Origin of the sequence: Halomonas sp. GXIMD04776 (assembly GCF_049808615.1) — a bacterium.
Taxonomy (GTDB): domain Bacteria; phylum Pseudomonadota; class Gammaproteobacteria; order Pseudomonadales; family Halomonadaceae; genus Modicisalibacter.
On record NZ_JBNCAN010000016.1, the window covers coordinates 58,362 to 80,314 of the forward strand.

The window sequence follows — 21,953 nt, forward strand, 5'->3', positions numbered from 1 at the left end:
CCAATGAACTCATGACATACTCCATGAACCCATGAACAGACCAGCTTCACACGCACCTTTGACCCTGCTTGGCGGTCTCACGAGTGCCGAGTTCCTGGCAGAGTACTGGCAGAAAAAACCGCTGCTGATCCGTGGTGCCTTCCCCGGTTTCGTCTCGCCCCTTTCCCCGGACGAGCTGGCCGGTCTGGCCTGCGAGGACGGCATCGAGGCACGGCTGGTAGAAGAGCATGGCAAGGATGCAAACGGCGTCGATAAACCCTGGCGGGTCAGCCACGGCCCTTTCGATGAGGCCACCTTTGCGCGCCTGCCGAAATGCGACTGGACGCTGCTGGTTCAGGCCGTGGATCACTATGTGCCGGAAGTCAACGCGCTGCTCGAGCACTTCCACTTCCTGCCCCGCTGGCGACTCGACGACATCATGATCAGCTACGCGCCGCCCGGCGGTAGCGTCGGACCTCATGTCGATCAGTATGATGTCTTTCTACTCCAGGCCAGCGGCACGCGGCACTGGCAGCTTGGTGGCAAGGTCGCCGACGATGCCCCGATCATTCGCGGCATCGATCTGCGTATCCTCGAGCGCTTCAAGGTTCAGCCAGATCAGGAGTGGCTGCTCGAGCCCGGCGACATGCTCTATCTCCCGCCGGGCATGGCCCATCATGGCGTCAGCAAATCCTCTGATTGCATGACCTTCTCCGTGGGTTTTCGCGCCCTGTCCGCGGACGAGTCCATCACCTCCTTTGCCGACTACTTGGGGGAACAGCTTCCGAACTCACGACGTTATGGCGATCCCGATCTCAGCCCCCCAACCCACCCGGGAGAAATCGATGATGCCGCCATCGCACGCATGCGCGCATTGATTCTGAATACCCTGGACGATCCTGAGCAGATGCTGCAGTGGTTCGGTCGCGCCATGACACAGCCCAAATATCCCGATCAATTGATCGGTGCCGAGTCGCCCACGGTCATCGCCCACCTTGTTGCCGAGTTACAGGAAGGCACTCTGCTCGAACGTACCCTGGGGTCGCGTTTTGCCTATCGCGATCATGGCAATTCAAGGGCCACGCTCTTCGTCGATGGCGATGGCCTGACCTGTGAAACTGGCCTTGCCGTTCTGCTGGCCGGCGATCGACCGATCGATGCCGATGCCCTGGATCACCCCGGCAGTGCCGAGCTGCTCGTTCAGTTGCTCGATCGAGGCAGTCTGTGCTGGCCATACGCGGATGACGAGCACGAAGAGGAAGACGAACACCCATGACGCCCGAAACCGCTGTCGAGATTCACCAAGGTGATTGGACACGCCTGGGCGAGCAGGCCAGCGATATCCGCCGACGCGTCTTCATCGAAGAACAAGCGGTGCCTCAGGAAGAGGAGTGGGATGGTCGCGACCCACAGTGTCTGCATTTTCTCGCCTACCGCAAAGGCCATGCCATCGGCACGGCGCGCCTGCTACCGGACGGTCATATTGGCCGGGTGGCGGTACTGAAAGAGGCGCGCGGCCAAGGTATTGGCGAGCAGTTGATGCAGGCCGCCATTGACGCAGCACAGCGACGTGGTGACCGCGAGATTCTGCTGGATGCCCAGATACAGGCTCTGAACTTTTATCGCAAATTGGGTTTTGACGTCTTTGGAGACGAGTTTCTCGACGCCGGAATACCGCATCGCAGCATGAGACTCTCCCTAAACGACTAGTCACACTCCCCACGATCCCTGTCTTGGAAATTTGACTACAAGGGCAAGCATGAACTCCTCTTCGTGTAGTCAAACTACAACGCTCCCTACCCCTAAATAATAATTGTTGAAGCCTGTCACCTTGGGTGATAGTGCTATATATGACAAGATCGAAGCATCGGCGGATCAAGCATGTAGTGGCTACCTCTAGGCGCCATTGATTAACCGGATTTCAACTTGTCTCCTGCGCATCCACCTTAACCAAGCATCACACCGGTGGCTGCAAAGGAATCGCGGCTTCGCTGGTGCAGCATGACATCAAGCAGCATTCTGCACCGATTGGTTGTCGCAGCGCATCCAGACGGGTGCGTGCGACTGCCTTGAATCGCCCAAGAGATATTTTCCTACTGATGAAGGATGACTCCATGTCAGCATTCCAAGACGAGATCAAGGCTATTGCCCAACTGCGTGAGGCCCAAGCAGGCAAATGGGAAGGTATCAATCCTCAGCACGCCGCTCGCATGCGACTCCAGAATCGCTTCAAGACCGGGCTGGAGATTGCCAAGCACACCGCGAAAATCATGCGGGAGGACATGGCCGCCTATGATGCGGACAGCGCTCAGTACACCCAGTCCCTGGGTTGCTGGCACGGTTTCATTGGCCAGCAGAAACTGATCTCCATCAAGAAGCATTTTGGCACCACCAAGCGCCGCTACCTCTATCTGTCGGGCTGGATGGTGGCCGCCCTGCGCTCCGAATTCGGTCCCCTGCCCGACCAATCGATGCATGAGAAGACGGCGGTCCCGGCTCTGATCGAAGAGCTCTACACCTTCTTGAAGCAAGCTGACGCCTGGGAACTCAATCACCTGTTCCGCAGCCTGGAAGAAGCCCAGCAAGCCGGCAACGACGTGAAGGTCAAGGAAATCGAAAGCAAGATCGATGGTTTCGAGACCCATGTGGTGCCGATCATCGCCGACATCGATGCGGGCTTTGGTAACGAGGAAGCCACCTATCTACTGGCGAAAAAGATGATCGAGGCTGGCGCCTGTGCCATCCAGCTCGAAAATCAGGTCTCCGACGTCAAGCAGTGCGGCCACCAGGATGGCAAGGTCACCGTGCCCCATGCCGAGTTCCTGGCCAAGATCAACGCCGTGCGCTATGCCTTCCTGGAACTGGGGGTCGACGACGGTGTGATCGTGGCACGTACCGATTCCTTGGGTGCGGGCCTGACTCAGCAGATCGCCGTGACCAATGAACCGGGCGACCTGGGCGATCAGTACAACAGCTTCCTCGATGGCGACGAGATCGCAAGTGCCGACGACATCAATAACGGCGATGTGGTGCTCAAGCAAAATGGCAAGCTGATCAAGCCCAAGCGCTTGGCCAGCGGTCTGTACCAATTCAAGAAAGGCAGCGGCGAAGATCGGGTCGTGCTGGACTGCATCACCAGCCTGCAACATGGCGCGGACCTGCTGTGGATCGAGACCGAGAAGCCCCATGTGGGACAGATCGCCGGCATGGTCAATCGCATCCGCGAGGCAGTGCCCAATGCCAAGCTCGTCTACAACAACAGCCCGTCCTTCAACTGGACGCTGAATTTCCGCCAGCAAGTGTTCGATGCCTGGGAACAGGAAGGCAAGGACGTCTCAAACTACGACCGTGCCAACCTGATGAGTGTCGAATATGACGATACCGAACTGGCTACGGTAGCGGATCGCTGGACCCGCAACTTCCAGAAGGATGCGTCTCGTGAAGCAGGTATCTTCCATCACCTGATCACGCTGCCGACCTATCACACCGCCGCCCTGTCCACTGACAATCTGGCCAAGGGCTACTTCGGTGACGAAGGCATGCTGGCCTACGTGGCCGGAGTGCAGCGCAAGGAGATCCGCGAGGGCATCGCCACCGTCAAGCATCAGGACATGGCCGGCTCCAACCTGGGTGATGACCATAAGGAGTTCTTCTCCGGCGAAGGCGCCCTCAAGGCGGGCGGCAAGGACAACACCATGGGCCAGTTCGGTTAAGAGTGTTTTTCCAAACGCGTATATCGAATAGAGCTGGGGGGGGGCGCTCAACTTCCAGCAAGTAATGTAGTGGGCTCTGCGTCCGACTAGCCATTGCAGGGGAGGCTCTTCGCCTCCCTTTTTTATTGTTCGTTTTGTGGCTTTCTTTGCCATTCAGACCAACAACGGGACGCAGGCTCCGTCTCTCATCGCACCAAACTCCAGACCTGTAGTCTATTAATGAGTAGCCAATCCAGACCATTCGCGTTAAACTTCTAACAAAACACTGTTTCTAAACAAATCCATCTTGGAGATCAAGCCATGAAGCTGACGCGTTATCTCCCTGTCATCGCATTGGGAATCTTGACGTTAGGGGGCTGTGCCAACAGCGACATCTACTCCGGTGATACGTATCGGGGTAGCCAGGCCAAAACTGGTCAGACAGTAACTTACGGCACCATCCAGGCGTTGCGCCCGGTAAGCATCCAGGCCGACGATCAGAATAGCGGTGTGCTTGGTGGGCTCGGTGGCGCAGTCATGGGTGGCCTGCTGGGCAATCAGATCGGTGGCGGCTCGGGCAGGACCATCGCCACGGCGGCCGGCGCCATCGGCGGTAGTGTTGCGGGCAAGAAGATCGAGGATAGCGCCAATCGAGTCAATGCGGTAGAGATGGAGATTCGTCGCGAGACCGGTGATACGGTGATCGTGGTCCAGAAAGCCGACCGGGACTGGCAAGTGGGCCAGCGCGTACGTCTGATAGGCAACGGTGCCAACATGAGCGTGGCGCCCTATTGATTCGAGATAGCCGCTGATTCAAGGAGATCGCGGCCCATGGCCCATGAACAACAACCTCGCCATCATAGGCGAGGTTGTTGATTACAGACGGATGGGTGATGCAACGAAAACCGTTTGAGCCATCAGTGCGCCTTGGCGAGCCCCCAGCGCACCAGCTTGGTAATGCCCCAGACGATCAGTGCCAGCAGTAGCAGCGTCATCAACATGGAAATCGGCTTGACGACAAAGGTGGCGCCCAGCACTGCCAGCGCGATACCCCAGATCCAGCGGTCATCACGACTGCTCTTGAATGCCGCAGGCATCTTGCGCTCGAAGAAATTTCCCAAACCGCCGTCCCAGCCTCTCAGCGTCAGTGTCAGAATCAGGGCGAAGACAATCAGCCAAATCAAGGTCACGGTCATGGCATTACTCCTAGAGTTAGGACAGCAGAATAAAGTGGCGTTCAAAATGTGACGGCAGGGTACTCCAGGCCTTCTTATCCGCGCAATAGCGATAGGCGCCCTCTCACCCCGACCGCTTGCAGGATCACCCTTGAATCATCGTCATCCAAACCCTGCTGCACATGAAAATTCTTTGCGACTCCTGACAGACCATTGATTGGCACGTTACCATGAGAAGTACATATTTTATCGAAAGGTCCATCACAAATGCAGATTGCGCAAAATTCCGTTGTTGCATTCCACTACACGCTGACCAATGATGCCGGTGAGGTATTGGACAGCTCGGAAGGTCGCGAGCCACTGACCTATCTTCACGGTTCCGGCAATATCATTCCGGGTCTGGAGAAGGAGCTGGAAGGACGTGAGAATGGTGAAAAACTGCAAGTGACCGTCACACCAGAAGAAGGCTACGGCGAAAATCAGCCTGCGCTGGTGCAGGAAGTGCCGCGTGATGCCTTCCAGGGTGTCGAATCCGTTGAGCCGGGCATGCAGTTTCAGGCTCAGACCCAAGGCGGGCCGCTGATGGTTACCGTGACCAGTGTAGAAGGCGATACCGTTACGGTCGATGGTAATCATCCGCTGGCAGGTCAGAAATTGAACTTCGATGTCAAAATTGCGGAAGTGCGCGAAGCGACTGAAGAAGAAGTCGAGCATGGCCACGTGCACGGTGAAGGCGGACATCAGCACTGATCATCCTGCCTCACCCTCTTCGATAGTGGTGAGGTGCGAAGCAGATGGCTGATCACGGATAGCTAATTAAAGAGGGCAGCCTTGGCTGCCCTCTTTTGCGTTTGTCTGGCTCAGTTCGGTTAGCGTTTATCGATCCGCTTCCATTACTCGGGACAGGAAGGCGCTTCTGACGATGCGGAAAAGCGAAGCCCACTGAACCAGGCCGTAGCATTGCCACCGGCATTGTCGCCGTCGCTCATCAGCGCCACACCATCAACCTCCTTGGGGCTGCTGCCAAACAGCTTGCTGAAATCCTCGCGCACATCGCGCACCTCGGCGACCCATCGCCCGGCGTTCTGCCTGCCACTCTGCAGGGCCAGCAGTCGAGCACGATCGGTAAAGGCATTGACCCAATGTGTACCGACCGTCTGGTTGTTCGACCAGACATAGTTCACCGCCTGAACCTGCCAGGGCAAGATTCCCGTCTTGTTGGCCACATAGACCCGCGCCGGATAGTCGTCGCCTGCCTTGGTGGTCTCGTCGAGCCCCGGGTAGACGCTTCCCACCTTCCAGCACCAGCTTAGATACGGCGTCTTGGTCAGATCGATCTCGCGCTCCAGATATTTGGCGGACGCGCGACCATTGGCCTCAGCCTGAAGCACCTGTTGCCCTGCCTGCGTGACCAAGGAGTAGCGAGTTTCGCCCTCGAAGGAGCGTGTCGGCCAATCGGCGATATCCTCAGCACTGAATTCCAGTGATTGCGCACCGGCCGTTGATGCGACCATCAACATCAGCCCACTCATCCAGCAGCGTCCGGCATGCATCAATGTCTTCATGTCTTATCCTTTTCTGATTCACGATGCCTGAGTGTGCGGTATCCCCCCCATAACCGCGTCATCGTCGTGATGATGCAGGCTGCGGCAAAGATGATCGCCAACACAGGGAAGTGCTCAGGCCAAAGACAAAAGGCGACAAACGCCAGGATTGTTTCGGTGCCCTCGGTTAGTCCATCGAGATAGAAGAAGGCCTTGTGCGTGAAGTGTGGTCGCTCTAGCCCATGCTTGGCGGCCATGATCGCAAATGCCAGAAAGGAGCTGCCGGTACCGACGAAGGCAACCAGTAGAAGCGTTGCCGCCATTGCATTGGCTCCAGGGTCCGCCAGCGCAAATCCCAGCACGACCGTCGCATAAAAGACGAAATCCAGCCCAATATCGAGAAAGCCACCGGCGTCGCTGTTGGTCCGGGTATGCCGCGCCAACGCCCCGTCCACCCCATCCGCCAGACGATTGAGCAGAATGACAACCAGCGCGGCGGCGTAGGCCTCCATGGCCAATAACGGTAGCGCCAGCATGCCGATGACGAACCCGGCAAGGGTCACCTGATCCGGATTAACCCGATGACGGGCCAGACGTGTCGCAAGCCACGCCAACGGGGGCTGTACCCACTGCGTCGACCATCGATCGAGCATGGCTACCTCACCTCCTCCACGCTGCGGGAATGGTCATGGCCACGACCGCGACGACGCCAGGTAAAGTAGCGCTCCAGCCACCCCAGCACTCGCTCGGGCTTGTGGGCGTTCTTCCAGACCCCGGCACTGCCCTTCACCGCCTCGGAGAAGGTCGGATACGGATGGATCGTACCCAGCAGTTTGTTGAGACCGATCCCTTGCGTCATGGCCAGGGTGAATTCCGCCAGTAGCTCACCGGCATGTTCACCCACGATACTCGCGCCCAGGATGCGATCCTTGCCGGGCATCGTCAGCACCTTGATGAAGCCGGTGGTTTCCCCTTCGGCAATGGCACGATCGAGCTCGGCAAACTCATAGTGTGTAATCTCGAATGCGATGTCCTGCTGCGTAGCATCGCGTTCATTGAGCCCTACCCGGGCGACCTCGGGCTGGGTGAACGTCACCGCAGGAAGATTGCGATAGTTCACGTTGAAGCGCTTGAGCTCACCGAACAGCGCATTGACCGTGGCATGCCAGGCCTGATGCGCGCTGGCATGAGTCATCTGATAAGGCCCCGCGACATCACCACAGGCCCAGATATTGGGATGCAGGCTGCGCAGGGTACCGTCCACATCCAGCGTACCTCGGGGGGTAGTGCCGATACCGAGTGCCTCCAGACCCAGGCCTGAGACATTGGCTTCGCGCCCGACGGCCACCAGCAGACGATCGAACACCAGACGCTGCGTTTCTCCGTCGCGTTCGACGACGAGCACCTTGCCCTCATCGCCATGGCTCGGCCCGGGCTCTATGCCAGTCGCAACGGACCCAAGATGCACTTCGATACCTTCGCTGCGCATCTGCGCCAGCAGCACCTCGGCGACATCCGCGTCTTCGCGGGGTAACAACTGCGGGGCATGCTGTACGATGGTGACCTGGCTGCCGAGGCGGGCAAAGGCCTGCCCCAGCTCGCAACCGATAGGGCCGCCCCCCAGGATCATTAAGCGCCTGGGCAGTGTCTCGAGCTGCCATAGATTATCCGACGTCAGCACATCGATTGACTCGAGCCCCGGCAGTTCAGGCACCTTCGGACGCGCACCGCTGGCAATGATCACATGCCGGGTGGTCAATACCCGGTCATCGACGCGCACTTCCCAGGGGGTCTGCAAACGCGCCTGACCATTGATCACCTCGACGCCCAGAGATTCGTAACGCTCGGGACTGTCATGCGGAGCGACATCATCGATTGCCCGGTGCACATGGCTCATGACCTGCTTGAAATCGATACGGGGTTCCTCGGCATGAATGCCAAAGCGCCCGCCTTCGCGTACCGTTTGCGCGATACGGGAAGCACGAATCAGGGCCTTGGATGGCACGCAGCCTGTGTTCAGGCAATCGCCGCCCATGCGCTCACGCTCGACCAAGGCCACCCGGGACTTGAGAGCGGCAGCGATATAGCTTGCCACCAGCCCTGCCGAGCCGGCACCGATGACTACAATGTCATAATCAAATCCTTGTGGCTTGCCATAACGCCGCGCCATGCGACGGCGTTTGATGAGATCCACGCTCCAGCGCGCCAGCAACGGAAAGATGCCGATCAATACAAAGGAGGCGATCAAGCCCGGTGACAGGATACCGCCTAGACTCTGCAGCTCTCCCAACTCCTGGCCGGCGTTGACGTAGACCAGGGTGCCCGGCAGCATGCCCACTTGACTGACCCAATAAAACGTCAAGGGCCGCATGCGCGTCAGCCCCATTACCAAGTTGATGATGAAGAACGGGAAGATCGGCACCAGACGTAGGGTAAACAGATAGAAAGCCCCTTCCCGCTCGATACCGCGATTGATGCTGGCAAGCTGACGAGAAAAGCGTCTTTCCAACGGTTTCTGGGCCACCAGTCGCGCAATCAGAAACGCCAGTGTCGCGCCGATGGCGCTGGCGAAAGAGACGATCAATAGTCCCCAGCCCAGCCCGAACAGCGCCCCGGCGAGCAGCGTCAGCAACGCAGCACCGGGCAATGAAAGCGCCGCCATGGCGATATAAACGGCAAAGAAGCCACCGGCCACCAGCCAGGGATCTGCTGCGAACCAGCTCTGAAAGCGTGCCTGCTGGTTCTTGATATTATCCAGGGTCAGCGCATCATCGGCGCCACTGACAAAGAACAGAGCGATCGCCAAGGCGATCACGGCGAGAACGATGAGGCGCTTGCGATTCAATTGACAGTCTCCCTTGGACGGTGTTTGAGGGTGCGATGATTAAGCGGGCAGTGATTGAGCATGCGTTGGCCATGGCAGGTTTTAATGCAGTCGCACGCCACGATCAAACCTTACGTATCATTATCAAACGGCAAGAAACGTCACGCCGAGGAACTTGGTGGCGAAAAAGGTTTCCAAATTGGGATAATTCATATCCTTGGAGAATACAGTGCACAAGCTTTTGACCCCTTTGACACTGACGCTAGCGACATTGTCACTTCCCGCTCTTGCCCAGTCCGATACTGCAACGGCGGTTTTCGCGGGGGGCTGTTTCTGGTGCATGGAGCAGGCCTACGATGAGGTCGAGGGGGTCAAGGCTACCACGTCCGGCTATATCGGTGGCGAAAAGTCAAATCCCAGCTATGAACAGGTTTCTCGTGGCCAGACTCAGCATGCCGAGGCTGTCGAGGTCGAATACGATCCACAGATCGTGGATTACGCCACTCTGCTCGAAGCGTTCTGGCACAACATCGACCCCTTTGCTGAAAATCGCCAGTTCTGCGATGGCGGCTCCCAATACCGTAGCGCCATTTTCTATCAGAACGACCAGCAAAGACGCCTGGCGGAGCAAACCAAGAAAGAACTCGAGGAACGTTTCGGTCAGCCAATCGCTACCCAGATCGTCCCCGCCAATCAATTCTGGAAGGCGGAGGAGTACCACCAGGATTATTACAAGAAAAATCCCGTACGCTATCGTTTCTACAAGGCGGGTTGTGGTCGCACCGATCGCCTGAAAGAAGTCTGGGGTGAGCAGGCAGGCCTGCCCGGTAGCAAATAAGCGCGTTGATACAAAGCTCTTTGGCATGGCCCCATTGTCCTGCTCTGGCTATGGCGCCGTTCGCCGCCATAGCCAAATGCTCAAACCCAGTGTTCCACTGAGTATCAGCCAGGATGCCAGCACTACGCCCTGCCACCCCCCCGCATTCCAGAACGGCTCGAGATAAAACCCACCCAGACTTGCGCCCAGATAATAGAACACCAGATAAAGCGCCGTGGCGCTGCCCCGAGCGTGAGTCGCCTGTCGCCCCACCCAGCTCGAGGCCATGGAATGACATAGAAAGAAACCGAAGGCGTTGATCACCAGGCCCAGCAGAATGATCGATAGCGACGTACTTAACGTCACCAGGGTACCGCCCATCAGGATCAGGATGCCCACCATCATGCACACCGGCTGGGGTAGGCGCTGCGCCAGACGCCCGGATAACGCCGAGCCGAGCGTGCCTCCCAGATAGGTGACGAAGATCATGCCCAGCCATTGCGTCGACAGCCTGTAAGGCGCCTCGTGCAGGCGGAAGGTGATATAGCTGTACTGATTGATGAAGATGAAGAAGTTCAGCCCGCCGATCAGATAGGCGCCCAGCAGCAGCGGATTGCGAAGATGATCCAGCAGGGCTTCGAGGGCGGTCTTCAGACGAAACGGCCGCGACTCGAAATATCGTGCCGACGGCAACAGCCACCAGAACAGGGCGACACACCCAAGGCTGAGCAGTCCTACCGCCATGAAGCTGGCATGCAATCCCCCATATTCACCAGCAAAGCCGCCCACGACACGCCCACCGATACCCCCTAAGGTATTGGCACTGATGTAAAACCCCACCGCCAACATCAAGGCTCGGGAGTCGAATTCATCCCCCATCCAGGCAATCGCGACCGCTGGTAGCCCTCCTAGCACCACCCCCTGGAGCGCGCGCACCATGAGCAGCAGAGTAAAATCGTCGACAAACATCAACGATAGCGAGCATAACGCGGCGATCAGCAAGGTAAACCGCATGATGCGATCGCGGCCGATGGCATCGGACAGCGGACCGAAGATGAGCAACGAGCAGGCAAGGGTCAGCAGTGCCACCGCCATTACCATCGATGCTGCAAGAGTTGATACGTCGAATTCCTGACGCAATTCCGGCAACAAGGGTTGAGCGGCGTAGAGATTGACGAAGACGGTAAACGACCCCAGACACAGCGCCAGGGTCGCTCGCCACCAGTCTCGACTATAGGCTTCGATCATGGGGTCTCAGTGTAGCGTTCGGCTATCGCCGGGGAGTGTGTCGATATGACGGGGCGCCCAATGACGCGGCCGCGAGCCGGGAAAATCCAGGCTCGCCCAGGGACCTGCCAACGGGGGCGTACCACATAGCCAGGCGACCAGACCCTTTCGAAAATCCTGCAGAAAAGCCTCTCGCTCCGTGGTCTCTCCCATGAAGAAGGCAAATCCCGCGAAGAGCCCCTCGGCATAGGTCTGCCAGCTGCCGTAATGCTGCTGAGCCAGGAACAGAGCCTTGTCGAGCATGTTTTCCAATGTGGCTTCATCCAGCCAACCAAGCGTGCATCCCGTAATGGCCAGATCGACGGCCTGAGCCAGATCCCAGGCCGCCATGTCGGTATCATTGCAGCGGGTATCGTTGTCCCGCACGCGGCGCAGACGCAACAGGTGATGCCGTTCGTCTTCCGAACATTCGCCGGATTCCAGAATGGCTATTTCTTCTTCCAGGCGTGCGCGATTGAGAGTATAGGGTGCATAGTTGATCTGATACTCCTGGCGATCGCCGGCATCGAGTAAAAACGTGAGGAACTCCCGCAGTTCGTCGGCGTTATGCAGACCATAATGACTCTCCAGCCACTGGCGTGCCGCCTCGCCTTCCACCACCCCTTCGCGCTGGGGCTCCCCCCAGGTACCCGGATTGAGAGGGCCGGTCAGGGCCAGGGCGGTGAACCGGGATAACGAGGGCCGGGGCCCAGGCTCTCGCCACGCTGGACGCCGCCAATCCAGCCAATAAAAACAGCTCCCTGGGTCGTCCCGATGCCAGCGTATTTCATGTACCAGCGTATCGTCGGGCATTTCCGGCAGTACCGTTTCCCAGGCTATCCAGGCCTCGAGAAGCCGTTGGGCTTCCCCATACAGATGACACAGCACGCTGCGCAATGCCCGGGCAAGACGTCTCAACTCATGATGATCGAAACTCCCGCTATCGTCGGCCATCAACAGATAGAATGCGTATTTCTCTGCCATATGGATGGTCGCGGCATGCCCCGCACAAGCCGCCAGCGCACTTCGAGCACGCAGCTCCTCCGGTGATGGCTGTCCGAACACCGTCTTGCTCGGCGGTAGAATATTGTGCGCGACATCCGCGGCCAGCTGATTGAGATGATGCGACTGTGCCGGCAACCAATAACGCGCCAGCCCTTGTACTCCTTCATCGGCAAACAGGCCCAGCGTCTCGGCAAGATAGCGTCTGGCATCCTCGCGACGCGCCTCGGGTATCGACGCCGCTATTCCCTGGCGATAAAGCAACTCCGGCTCACGCACGGAGGCCAGGGCCAGCACCCAATGCCAATCATCCCGATGCCAGTCACGCATGGCCTCGCGTGACACCTCGCGCTGCCTGTCGTTAATCAACTCCTTGAGCGGTATACACCAGGGAGAGACCGGGGAGTAGAGAAGCAATGCCGCTTCCTCGGTGATCGACTTTCCCCCGGGATACTGACCTTCGAAAAGACACCGTCCGCGTTGATAGGCATGTACCAACGCCGTCCAATCGCTGTAGCGTCGCGTGAGCAGATCAGCCCCGTGCAGGGCAAAATGCTCGGCTTCGTCGTCGGCCAGCCACCCCAGGGCCAGCCCGGCATAGGCCAGGTCGATCAAACGCAACCAATCCCAGGCGGCCCACTCGAGTGGCTCTCCTTGAGTGATGAAGGCCAGCACTATCTCTCCGTAGCGGCGCTGATCGATAAGCCCTGCCAACCAGGCCTGGCGTGCCGACTCATCCTGCTCCAGCAACCGAGCCACATCGAGATCCCACCCATAGCGATGCCCCTGGGACCCCAACCACAGCAGCGTCCGTATCAGATCATCCCGATCCTGAATCTGCCAAATTCGGTTTAACCAGGCAGCTGCATCAGGCCAATCACGTAAGTAATCTGGCGACTCCACCAGCGATGGCGCAAACAGCGCCCGGGGCAACCAGGCGTGAGACGTCTCGGTACTGGGCCATAGCGGTTTTTCCGTACAGGTTTCCAGATAGTCGCCCAGCAAGCGCCAGGTAACGCCCTCCCCGTCATGCTCAAGCGTCGCCAGTGCCTCGCTGGCTCTGGCAAATGCTTCATCGCCCTGGGCCCAGCCTCGCTCGAGACGAACATCACGTAGCGCCGCCAACCACTCGTCCAGATCGGCATAGCGAGCCTGGAGGGTCTTGGTCAAACGCAGCATCCAGGCTCGGGCATGCTCAACACTCAACCAGTCCGCCGCAACCGCCAGTGCCAGATACTCCATGGCGGCGAGCTGAGACTGGGGATCCGGGACACCGGCTGGGAACGCCTCGAGTAACCGCCAGCCCAGCTCACCTCGCTCGACGATGTCGAATTCGGCCAATCGCGTCACGGCCTGCGCCGGTTCCACCGCGATCGGATCAGGCGCGTAGGCCCAACCGCAAAGCACTAACTGCTGCGACCACCATGCATTAAGGGGATCGACCAAATCACACCTCGGGCGCTTGAAGATCTAAGAAAGTAAACAGCGATATAGTGTAACGGAAAGCATCGCACAGGCCGATGCTCTTGCACTCATCGCATTGTGCATCGACAGTAGAGGGAAGAAGTATCACGAGCATTATCACAAGACGCTTGGCGAGTCGTTTAAAATAATACACACTGCGTTCGAGATGATGATCGTTCAGTTATTTTCCACTGCGCTCTTTGGTTTGAACCAGGAGGTTTTACCATGAACAACGCCCAACTCAATGAACTCAAGCAGCGTTATGTCGCCAGCGGCGCAGCAAGCCCTGCTGCTCATTTTGCCGACCGCGCCGAGAACGCCGAGATCTGGGATGCGGACGGAAACCGCTTCGTCGACTTCGCCGGCGGCATCGGCGTACTCAATATCGGCCATCGCCATCCCAAGGTGGTCGAGGCGGTCAAGGCACAACTCGACAAGGTCATGCACACCTGCCAGACCGTCATGCCCTACGAAGGCTATGTGAGAGTGGCGGAGAAGCTCAGCCAGATCACACCGGTTCGCGGCCACGCCAAGGTCATGCTGGCCAACTCCGGCGCCGAGGCACTGGAAAACGCCGTCAAGGTGGCGCGTGCCGCCACGGGCAAGACCAACGTGATCTGCTTCGACGGCGGCTATCATGGCCGCACCTTCATGACCATGGCGATGAACGGCAAGGTCAACCCCTACCAGACGGATTTCGGGCCCATGCCGGGCACGGTCTTCCGGGCGCCCTACCCGGTGCCCTATCACGGCGTCAGCGAAGACGAGGCCCTGCGCGGCCTGAAGATGGCCTTGAGAACCGATGCCAACCCCAAAGACACCGCGGCGATCATCCTCGAGCCGGTGCTGGGTGAAGGCGGTTTCTATGCGGCACCGACGAGCTTCTTGAAGGCGATCCGCGACATCTGCGATGAGCACGGCATGCTGATGATCGTGGATGAGGTGCAAAGCGGCTTCGGACGCACCGGCAAGATGTTCGCCATCGAGCACAGCGGCGTGGAGCCGGACATCATGACCATGGCCAAGAGCATGGGCGACGGCATGCCGATCTCCGCCGTCGTCGGCACCGATAAGCACATGGACGCGTCCGGCGGCAACTCTCTGGGCGGCACCTATACCGGCAGCCCGGTCTCCTGCGCGGCAGTCCTGGCGGTACTCGAGGTGTTCGAGGAAGAAAACATCCTCGAGAAGAGCCAGGCGCTGGGTGACAAGCTGGCCAAGCGCTTCGGTCAGTGGCAGCAGCAGTTCGACTGCATCGACAACGTGCGCAACCTGGGCGCTATGGCGGCCTTCGACCTGGTATCCGACAAGGCCAACCATACCCCGAATGCCGAACTCGCCGGCGCACTGTGCAAGAAGGCGCGTAAGAATGGATTGGTTCTGCTCTCCTGTGGCATGTACGGCAACACCATTCGCTTCTTGATGCCCGTCACCATCGAAGACAAGATACTCGAGGAAGGCTTCGCCATCATCGAGCAGGCACTGACCGAGCTGGTAGGAAGCAAGCAGACCGCCAGCGCCTGATGCCGTAATACATGGCTGTCATATGAAAACACCCCACGACCATCAATGATCGTGGGGTGTTTTTTTGCGCTTTTTTGCGTCAGGCCTGGCGCACCTTGGACACGATCCAGAGCAGTAAGACGGCACCGACGGTCGCAGTGACCAGAGAGCCGATGAAGCCTCCTGCATGCAATCCCAACAACCTGAACAATAAACCGCCCAGCACCGCGCCGACGATACCCACGCCGACGTTACCGAAGATACCGAAACCACCACCCCGCATGATGTTACCGGCGATCCAGCCTGCCAGCCCGCCGATGATCAACCATAGAATCAATCCCATCGCTCATCTCCCTTGCATCGTCCATGAAGAAATAAAGATCCTAGCCTGCCACAAAACGGTTCAGCCACAAACCGATTAAAAAGACGAGCCGGGCTGTTGCAGAAATGCCTGTTCTTCAACGCTCGACTCACGTCCTAGCACCTCGTTGCGGTGAGGATAGCGCCCGAAGCGCTCGAGGATGTCACGATGACGCCGCTCATGCTTGAGATTGTCCTCGAGCCCCGCCTGATCGAAAAGTCGCAGTGCTTCATCGTGAATACGTAGCGATTCACTGTGCATGTAAGGCATATAAAGAAACGCCCGCTGCGCCACCTTGAGATGGCGATCGGCCCGCGCCGCCACCGCCTCCTGAGCCAAGGCCAGGGCCTGGGGGTCCTGAGCAAAAGCTGCTGCCTGACCACGATGGATGTTGCGCGAGAATTGATCGAGGACCAGAATCTCCGCCAAACGTCCCTGGGGAGAACGGCGCCACATCCACAGCTCACCGGCAACGGCGGCATCAAGCAATGGCGAAAAACGCTCGGTGATTTTACGATCGAAGGCGTTATCCTTACTGAACCACTGCCGAGGCGTGGCTTCATCGAACCAGAAATGCAGTACCGCTTGCGCAGGGGAATCGGTCATTGCATGCGATCTCCGTCGAGTTGCTGTTATGAATAGAATCAGATTAGTTCAAGCGCGCCCCAGGCCCAACCTTCGCTTGATCACAATCCGCCGATAGTCAGGAGTCATGATGTCCTTTGCCCAATTCATGGAAATGGCCGGTTACCTATTGAACATCATCGGTATCGTCACTTGCCTGGCAGGTTTGACCCTGACACGACGCCCTTCCCGACGCACCCTGGGTTATCTTATTGCCGGGCTCGGCTTTCTCATTGCTGCCAGCCCGCTGCTGGCGCAATTGTTTGGGCTTGTCCCGCCCCCCGCCCCGGTAACCACTCTGCCGCCAGGATAAGCATGCCTGACCAGGATTCGCGGGCACGTCGCAACAGCGATATGCTGTAGCCCCGATACCTACATCAACAAATGCACACAAGGATGTAAACGATGCATACCCTCACGCTTTTGTCGTTTCTATTCTTTACCGGGCTGGTCGCCCTGATCACCTGGATCGTTACCCGGCGTGACGATCACAGCAGCACCCGCGGTTACTTTCTCGCCGGCCGCAGCCTGACCTTTCCGTTGATTGCCGGGTCGCTGTTGATGACCAACCTATCCACTGAACAGATGGTGGGGCTCAATGGCGCGGCCTTTACCGATGGGTTGAGTGTCATGGCCTGGGAAGTGGTAGCGGTCATCGCGCTGGTGGCGCTGGCCCTGTTCTTCCTGCCGCGTTTTCTGCGCAGCGGCATCGCCACGGTGCCGCAGTTGCTGCGAATCCGCTTCGACGAAACGACTCAGCTTATCTGTAACATCATCTTCCTGATCGCCTATGCAGTGATCCTGCTGCCGATCATCCTCTATTCCGGGGCGGTAGGGTTGCAGGGCATGCTCGATCTAGAGGGGCTGACCGGCATCGAATCGAATACCACTTTGCTCTGGGCAACGGTATGGATCGTCGGCATCATTGGCTCGATCTATGCCTTGTTCGGAGGGCTTCGCACCGTTGCCGTCTCGGACACCCTGAATGGCGTCGGCCTGCTGATCGGTGGCTTCGTGATCGTCTATTTCGGCCTCCAGGCGGTAAGCGATGACGGCGGAGTGCTGGCGGGCTGGGAAGCACTCAAGCAGAGCAACCCCGACAAGCTCAACTCCATCGGTCAAGAGGGCCAACAGGTACCCTTCGCCACGCTGTTCACCGGGGTCTTTCTGATCAACCTGTTCTACTGGACCACCAACCAACAGATCATTCAGCGCACCTTCGCCGCCAAGAACCTTGCCGAAGGCCAGAAAGGCGTGCTGCTGACCGGATTGTTCAAGCTGCTCGGGCCCTTGTATCTGGTACTGCCCGGCATCATCGCGTACCAGCTTTACGCCGATGAGGGCATTCGTGCCGACGAGGCCTACGGCCATCTGGTCTTCAACGTGCTTCCCCCTTATCTGACCGGTTTCTTTGCGGCGGTCATGGTCGGCGCCATTCTTTCCTCCTTCAACTCGGCGCTCAACAGCACCACTACCCTGTTCAGCCTGGGCCTGTACAAGGACGTGCTCAAGAAAGACGCCAGCGAAGAGCAGGTCGTGCGCGTGGGTAAGATCTTCGGTTGGATCATGGCCGTTGCGGCGATGACCATCGCACCGCTGCTGGCCGGCCAGGAAAGCCTATTCGGCTATCTGCAGAAGATGAACGCCATGTATTTCATTCCCATTCTGGCCGTGGTCATCGTGGGTCTGCTGACCAAGCGGGTGCCGGCCCTTGGCGCCAAGATCGCCCTGATCGGCGGCTGCGCGATCATCGGTCTGGTCTACTTCGTACCGCCCTTTACCGGGCTTTTGGACGTTGTTCACGATTTTCATTTCGTGAGCCTGGTCTTCGTGGCTCTGGTGGCGATGATGTTACTGCTGGGCAAGCTTCGTCCCCGCGCCACCGCCTGGGTTCACGAAGACAGCGGTCAGGTCGACCTCACGCCCTGGAAAGGCGCGATACCGGCGGGCATCGTGCTGGTGATTTTGGTCATTGCGATCTATATCGCCTTCGCAGGCTGAGTGCTGGAGCAACATCATGCCGTTGACCGTCACCTTGTTGTCGCTGTGCCAGGCATTGCTGGTCAGCGGCAACATTCTATTGATTGCGGTATCGCCACTGATCGGCGCCCAGCTTGCCCCCGGGCCGGCCTGGGCCACTGCTCCGGTGGCGACCCAATGGTTGGGCTTGATGTGCGCGACCATTCCGGCATCGTTGATCATGGCCCGATTGGGACGCAAGCGTGGCTTCTTGCTGGGCAATCTGATCGGCTTGAGTGGAGTCGCGGTAGCCAGCCTGGCGCTGGTAGGCGAGCAGTTTCTAGGCTTCATGCTGGGTACCTGGCTGATCGGTATCGGCATCGGGTTCGGCATGCTCTACCGCTTTGCTGCCGTGGAGGCCACCTCCGTCGAGCTGCGTGATCGCGCCATCGGACTGGTCATGGGAGGCGGCGTGCTGGCCGCAGTTCTTGGCCCCTGGCTGGCACGTTCCAGCCAGGATCTGTTCGCGACACCGTTTCTCGGGAGTTTCCTCGGCTTGGGACTACTGTATGTCCTGGCATTGATCATTCTGGCTTTCATTCATCTACCGCCCCCTCAGGCGACCCATGATGAAGGTCCGACCCGCCCGCTGTTCGAGATCCTGCGTCAACCTCTCTTCATCGTCGCCGCCTCGGCCGGGTTGATCGGCTATGGCGTGATGAACCTGGCCATGACCGCAACGCCCCTGGCCATGCAGCGGGCCGGGTTTCATTTCGATCATGTTGCCACCACCATCCAATGGCATGTGCTGGCCATGTTCGTGCCCGCCTTCTTTACCGGGCGTCTGACGGCACGCTATGGTGCACGAACAATGATTGTCGTCGGTTGCTTGCTGCTGGCAGGCTGCGGCGTGCTGGCACAATTTTCCGTTACTTTGTATGGCTATTATTCGGCCTTGATACTGCTGGGACTTGGCTGGAATCTGACATTTCTACCCGCCACAGGGCTTTTGACCGAGACCTATCGCGCCTCGGAAAAGGCCCGCACCCAGGCGACCAACGAGTTTCTGGTATTCACTACGGTAGGCCTGACATCACTCTTCGCCGGGCCACTGGAGGCCAGCCTCGGCTGGGAAGGCCTCAACCGGCTGCTGCTACCGCTCGCGCTGATGCCCGTGGCAATCCTGCTCTGGCAGCATCTTGTCAAAGCCGACCGCCGCCCGCAGATTGAACACTAACTCTCGATTCGGAACCCAAGTGCCATGCGTCACACCCTGGCCCGCGAATTCAATAACCTCATCGAACGCGGCCGGGACCGCCAGCTACGCCTGGCGGTCACCGGTCTGTCTCGGGCCGGCAAGACGGCTTTTCTCACCTCGCTGGTCTATCAATTGCGCCATGCCGGGTTGGAGGCACGTTTGGACCTGTTACCGGCGGCCCGGGAAGGGCGTCTGATGGGGGCTCAACGCATCGCCCAGAAGGATCTGGGCGTGCCACGCTTTCCCTACGACCAGGCCATGGCCAGCCTCGACGGCACACCACCACAATGGCCTGAGCCGACTCGCGGCATCAGTGAGTTACGCCTGATCATTCGCTATCGACCGGAGCGCTCGGGCTTATTCGGCGGTCTGGGCAGCAGCAACGCCACCTTGACGCTGGATCTATTCGATTATCCGGGGGAATGGCTGCTGGACCTGCCACTACTGGAACACGACTATTTCAGCTGGAGCCAGCGCCAGCAGAGGACCTTGAGCCCGGAACGTCGCGCCATGGCCAGCGACTGGCTGGATGCGGTCGCAGCGCTCGACCCAGCCGCAGAGGCGGACGAAGCGGAACTTGCGACTATCGCCGAGCACTACGCCGAGTCGTTGCGCGCCGCCCGGGAAGCCGGCTTTGCGGACCTGCAGCCTGGGCGTTTTCTGCTGCCCGGAGACCTCGAGGGCGCTCCGGTCCTGCAATTCTTCCCTCTGCCGGGGCTGGATAAGGACGATCGCAAGCATCTCGACGCTCTACCCAAAGAGAGCGTTTATCACACCTTGGCGAGGCGTTTTGCCTATTATCAGCAGCATGTGGTCAAACCTTTCTACCGCGAGCACTTCCGACGTTTCGATCGTCAGATCGTGCTGGTCGATGTACTAGGAGCGCTCAATGCCGGCCCGGAACGCTTCGAGGATCTCTCCCGGGCATTGGCCACGCTGATGCAGAGCTTTGATTACGGGCAGCGCAGCCTACTTTCACGATTGTTCGCGCCGCGCATCGATCGGCTGGCCATTGCCGCCACCAAGGCCGATCACGTCACCCCGGAACAACACCCCAATCTGGTGACCCTGCTCGAAGCGCTGCTGGCCGAGCCGATCAAGGATCTGCGGTTCGCCGATGTTCCGGTCAAGGCGCTTTCCCTGGCGTCGATCCGGGCGACCCAGGCTCATGAAGTAGAGCATAAGGGCACGCGTACCCAGGCGCTGCGTGGCGTGACCCTGAACGGCGAAGAGACGCTGATATTCCCTGGCGAGGTGCCTACACGTCTACCTCGTCACGACTTCTGGGCACGTCAAGGCTTCGCTTTCAATGCCTTTCGCCCTCTTTCCCAGGACGTTCGTGGCGAGGGCCTGCCGCACATTCGCATGGACGCCGCTCTCGACTGGCTGCTCGGAGACAAACTGACATGAACGACCCTCGGCCCCATCAGCGCTTTACCCTGGATGACCCCGGCCATGCCACTCATCAGGATCCACGTCCCGCCGAGCACTATGCCGTCGAGCTGAGTTCGCGACCCGTGGAGGACGAAGCACCATCCGCGAACATCGACACGGCGCTTGCTCGTAGCCTGGCACGCCCACGCAAACGACGCTGGGGGCTTCTGGCACTGCTGTCCGGCACCCTGACCCTCGGCATCGTGGAGCTAGGACAAACACTCTATGCGTCATCGATGAGTGGTGATCTCTTGAGCGGCGCCTGGAGCCTTCTCGGTATTCTGGCCCTGGGGCTGGGCGGCATGGCGCTGCTGCGGGAGTTATGGCGACTGCGCCGACTACGCCGCCACTCGGCACTGCGTCGCGATCTGGAAACCCTGGAAGGACGCTCGGGTCGTGATGGGCGAAAACTGGCGGATCATCTACGCGAACAGATGCGCATGAACCAGGATGATCCGCATTGGCAAGCCTTCATTCAGGCTCATGAACCCCATCACGACGCCAACGAAACGCGCCAGTTACTGGCACACCATCTGCTCGCTCCCAGAGATCGGGAGGCCCGCCGCTTGATCTCGCGCATGGCCAGCGACACTGCGGTTATGGTCGCGATCAGCCCCTTGACGCTGATCGACATGATGCTGGTGTCCTGGCGCAACCTGGCGATGCTGGATCGTATCGCCGCGCTATACGGTCTCGAGCTGGGGTACGCCAGTCGTCTGCGCCTGTTTCGCAATGTGCTGTCCAACATGGCGTTTGCCGGCGCCAGTGAAATGGCCGCCGATGCCAGCATGGATCTATTTTCGATGAATGTGGCCGGCAAGCTGTCGACTCGGGCCGGGCAAGGGCTGGGCGTCGGGCTGTTATCGGCACGGCTTGGCTTGCGCGCCCTGCGGGTGACGCGCCCGCTGCCCTTCGAAGAAGGTGAAGCGCCCCGCATGGCGGATCTGCGCAGCGAACTCTGGCAACGGCTTCGGCGCCTGGAAACACCCAGCACGCGCGACAACCCGCCATGATCTTGATCCGAATCATGTCGATGGGCACCCAAAACACT

The 21,953-nt window shown here is 59.0% G+C and carries 20 protein-coding genes; 12 read left to right on the forward strand and 8 right to left on the reverse strand.

From position 1 onward, the window contains the following. Window positions 1-31: 31 nt before the first annotated feature. From ACPF7Z_RS12075 to ACPF7Z_RS12090, 4 genes are all read left to right on the forward strand, one after another. Window positions 32-1,255: a JmjC domain-containing protein gene (locus tag ACPF7Z_RS12075; protein ID WP_425193497.1), complete on the forward strand. Its 1,224-nt coding sequence runs from the start codon at window positions 32-34 to the stop codon at window positions 1,253-1,255. Further along, window positions 1,252-1,689, forward strand: a complete 438-nt coding sequence (locus ACPF7Z_RS12080; RefSeq protein WP_425193498.1) for a GNAT family N-acetyltransferase — start codon at window positions 1,252-1,254, stop codon at window positions 1,687-1,689. The genes ACPF7Z_RS12075 and ACPF7Z_RS12080 overlap by 4 nt, the downstream gene beginning before the upstream one ends. Before the next feature lie 404 nt (window positions 1,690-2,093). Then, complete coding sequence (locus tag ACPF7Z_RS12085) at window positions 2,094-3,692, forward strand: isocitrate lyase (protein WP_425193499.1); 1,599 nt, start codon at window positions 2,094-2,096, stop codon at window positions 3,690-3,692. 306 nt (window positions 3,693-3,998) lie between these two features. After that, window positions 3,999-4,466 carry a glycine zipper 2TM domain-containing protein gene (locus ACPF7Z_RS12090; protein WP_425193537.1) on the forward strand — a complete coding sequence of 156 codons (468 nt, stop codon included), beginning with the start codon at window positions 3,999-4,001 and terminating at the stop codon, window positions 4,464-4,466. A gap of 122 nt (window positions 4,467-4,588) precedes the next feature. Here ACPF7Z_RS12090 and ACPF7Z_RS12095 read toward each other — a convergent pair whose 3' ends face one another. Beyond that, window positions 4,589-4,867 (reverse strand): hypothetical protein, encoded by a 279-nt coding sequence (locus tag ACPF7Z_RS12095; protein WP_425193500.1) that lies wholly within the window; start codon window positions 4,865-4,867, stop codon window positions 4,589-4,591. 246 nt (window positions 4,868-5,113) lie between these two features. Between ACPF7Z_RS12095 and ACPF7Z_RS12100 the strand changes: the two genes are divergently transcribed. After that, the gene (locus ACPF7Z_RS12100; protein WP_425193501.1) at window positions 5,114-5,596 is read left to right on the forward strand and encodes an FKBP-type peptidyl-prolyl cis-trans isomerase; all 483 of its coding nucleotides are present in this window, start codon (window positions 5,114-5,116) and stop codon (window positions 5,594-5,596) included. Between the two features lie 143 nt (window positions 5,597-5,739). Here the strand turns inward: ACPF7Z_RS12100 and ACPF7Z_RS12105 are convergent, their stop codons facing one another. Genes ACPF7Z_RS12105 through ACPF7Z_RS12115 form a run of 3 tightly spaced genes read right to left on the reverse strand, consistent with a single transcriptional unit; the run spans window position 5,740 to window position 9,235 of the window. Beyond that, entirely contained in the window at window positions 5,740-6,411 is a 672-nt protein-coding gene (locus ACPF7Z_RS12105; protein WP_425193502.1) for a DUF3047 domain-containing protein, read from the reverse strand. Further along, on the reverse strand, window positions 6,408-7,043 hold the full coding sequence (locus ACPF7Z_RS12110) for a CDP-alcohol phosphatidyltransferase family protein (protein ID WP_425193503.1): 636 nt from the start codon (window positions 7,041-7,043) through the stop codon (window positions 6,408-6,410). Before ACPF7Z_RS12110 ends, ACPF7Z_RS12105 begins: the two co-directional genes overlap by 4 nt. Window positions 7,044-7,045: 2 nt before the next feature. Further along, window positions 7,046-9,235: an FAD-dependent oxidoreductase gene (locus ACPF7Z_RS12115; protein WP_425193504.1), complete on the reverse strand. Its 2,190-nt coding sequence runs from the start codon at window positions 9,233-9,235 to the stop codon at window positions 7,046-7,048. Between the two features lie 208 nt (window positions 9,236-9,443). Between ACPF7Z_RS12115 and msrA the strand changes: the two genes are divergently transcribed. Continuing rightward, complete coding sequence (msrA, locus tag ACPF7Z_RS12120; protein ID WP_425193505.1) at window positions 9,444-10,052, forward strand: peptide-methionine (S)-S-oxide reductase MsrA; 609 nt, start codon at window positions 9,444-9,446, stop codon at window positions 10,050-10,052. Between the two features lie 48 nt (window positions 10,053-10,100). Here msrA and ACPF7Z_RS12125 read toward each other — a convergent pair whose 3' ends face one another. Next, window positions 10,101-11,279: an MFS transporter gene (locus ACPF7Z_RS12125; RefSeq protein ID WP_425193506.1), complete on the reverse strand. Its 1,179-nt coding sequence runs from the start codon at window positions 11,277-11,279 to the stop codon at window positions 10,101-10,103. 6 nt (window positions 11,280-11,285) lie between these two features. Next, complete coding sequence (locus tag ACPF7Z_RS12130; protein WP_425193507.1) at window positions 11,286-13,745, reverse strand: DUF1266 domain-containing protein; 2,460 nt, start codon at window positions 13,743-13,745, stop codon at window positions 11,286-11,288. Window positions 13,746-13,988: 243 nt separating this feature from the next. On the opposite strand from ACPF7Z_RS12130, the gene gabT reads away from it, so the two are divergent. Beyond that, window positions 13,989-15,287, forward strand: coding sequence for a 4-aminobutyrate--2-oxoglutarate transaminase (gene gabT / locus ACPF7Z_RS12135; protein WP_425193508.1), 1,299 nt, complete (start codon window positions 13,989-13,991; stop codon window positions 15,285-15,287). Between the two features lie 79 nt (window positions 15,288-15,366). Here the strand turns inward: gabT and ACPF7Z_RS12140 are convergent, their stop codons facing one another. Together ACPF7Z_RS12140 and ACPF7Z_RS12145 are read right to left on the reverse strand one after the other, a co-directional pair. Then, window positions 15,367-15,609 (reverse strand): GlsB/YeaQ/YmgE family stress response membrane protein, encoded by a 243-nt coding sequence (locus tag ACPF7Z_RS12140; protein WP_425193509.1) that lies wholly within the window; start codon window positions 15,607-15,609, stop codon window positions 15,367-15,369. Window positions 15,610-15,684: 75 nt separating this feature from the next. Next, window positions 15,685-16,233 carry a DUF924 family protein gene (locus tag ACPF7Z_RS12145; protein ID WP_425193510.1) on the reverse strand — a complete coding sequence of 183 codons (549 nt, stop codon included), beginning with the start codon at window positions 16,231-16,233 and terminating at the stop codon, window positions 15,685-15,687. A gap of 109 nt (window positions 16,234-16,342) precedes the next feature. Here ACPF7Z_RS12145 and ACPF7Z_RS12150 point away from each other — a divergent pair, with 109 nt between their 5' ends. The 5 genes from ACPF7Z_RS12150 to ACPF7Z_RS12170 all read left to right on the forward strand — a co-directional run bounded on the left by ACPF7Z_RS12150 (window position 16,343) and on the right by ACPF7Z_RS12170 (window position 21,915). Continuing rightward, on the forward strand, window positions 16,343-16,564 hold the full coding sequence (locus tag ACPF7Z_RS12150) for a hypothetical protein (protein WP_425193511.1): 222 nt from the start codon (window positions 16,343-16,345) through the stop codon (window positions 16,562-16,564). A gap of 92 nt (window positions 16,565-16,656) precedes the next feature. Next, window positions 16,657-18,252, forward strand: a complete 1,596-nt coding sequence (locus ACPF7Z_RS12155) for a solute:sodium symporter family transporter (RefSeq protein ID WP_425193512.1) — start codon at window positions 16,657-16,659, stop codon at window positions 18,250-18,252. Between the two features lie 16 nt (window positions 18,253-18,268). Further along, window positions 18,269-19,447: an MFS transporter gene (locus tag ACPF7Z_RS12160; protein WP_425193513.1), complete on the forward strand. Its 1,179-nt coding sequence runs from the start codon at window positions 18,269-18,271 to the stop codon at window positions 19,445-19,447. Between the two features lie 24 nt (window positions 19,448-19,471). Next, window positions 19,472-20,878: a YcjX family protein gene (locus tag ACPF7Z_RS12165; protein ID WP_425193514.1), complete on the forward strand. Its 1,407-nt coding sequence runs from the start codon at window positions 19,472-19,474 to the stop codon at window positions 20,876-20,878. Next, window positions 20,875-21,915: a TIGR01620 family protein gene (locus tag ACPF7Z_RS12170; RefSeq protein ID WP_425193515.1), complete on the forward strand. Its 1,041-nt coding sequence runs from the start codon at window positions 20,875-20,877 to the stop codon at window positions 21,913-21,915. Before ACPF7Z_RS12165 ends, ACPF7Z_RS12170 begins: the two co-directional genes overlap by 4 nt. Window positions 21,916-21,953: the final 38 nt, after the last annotated feature.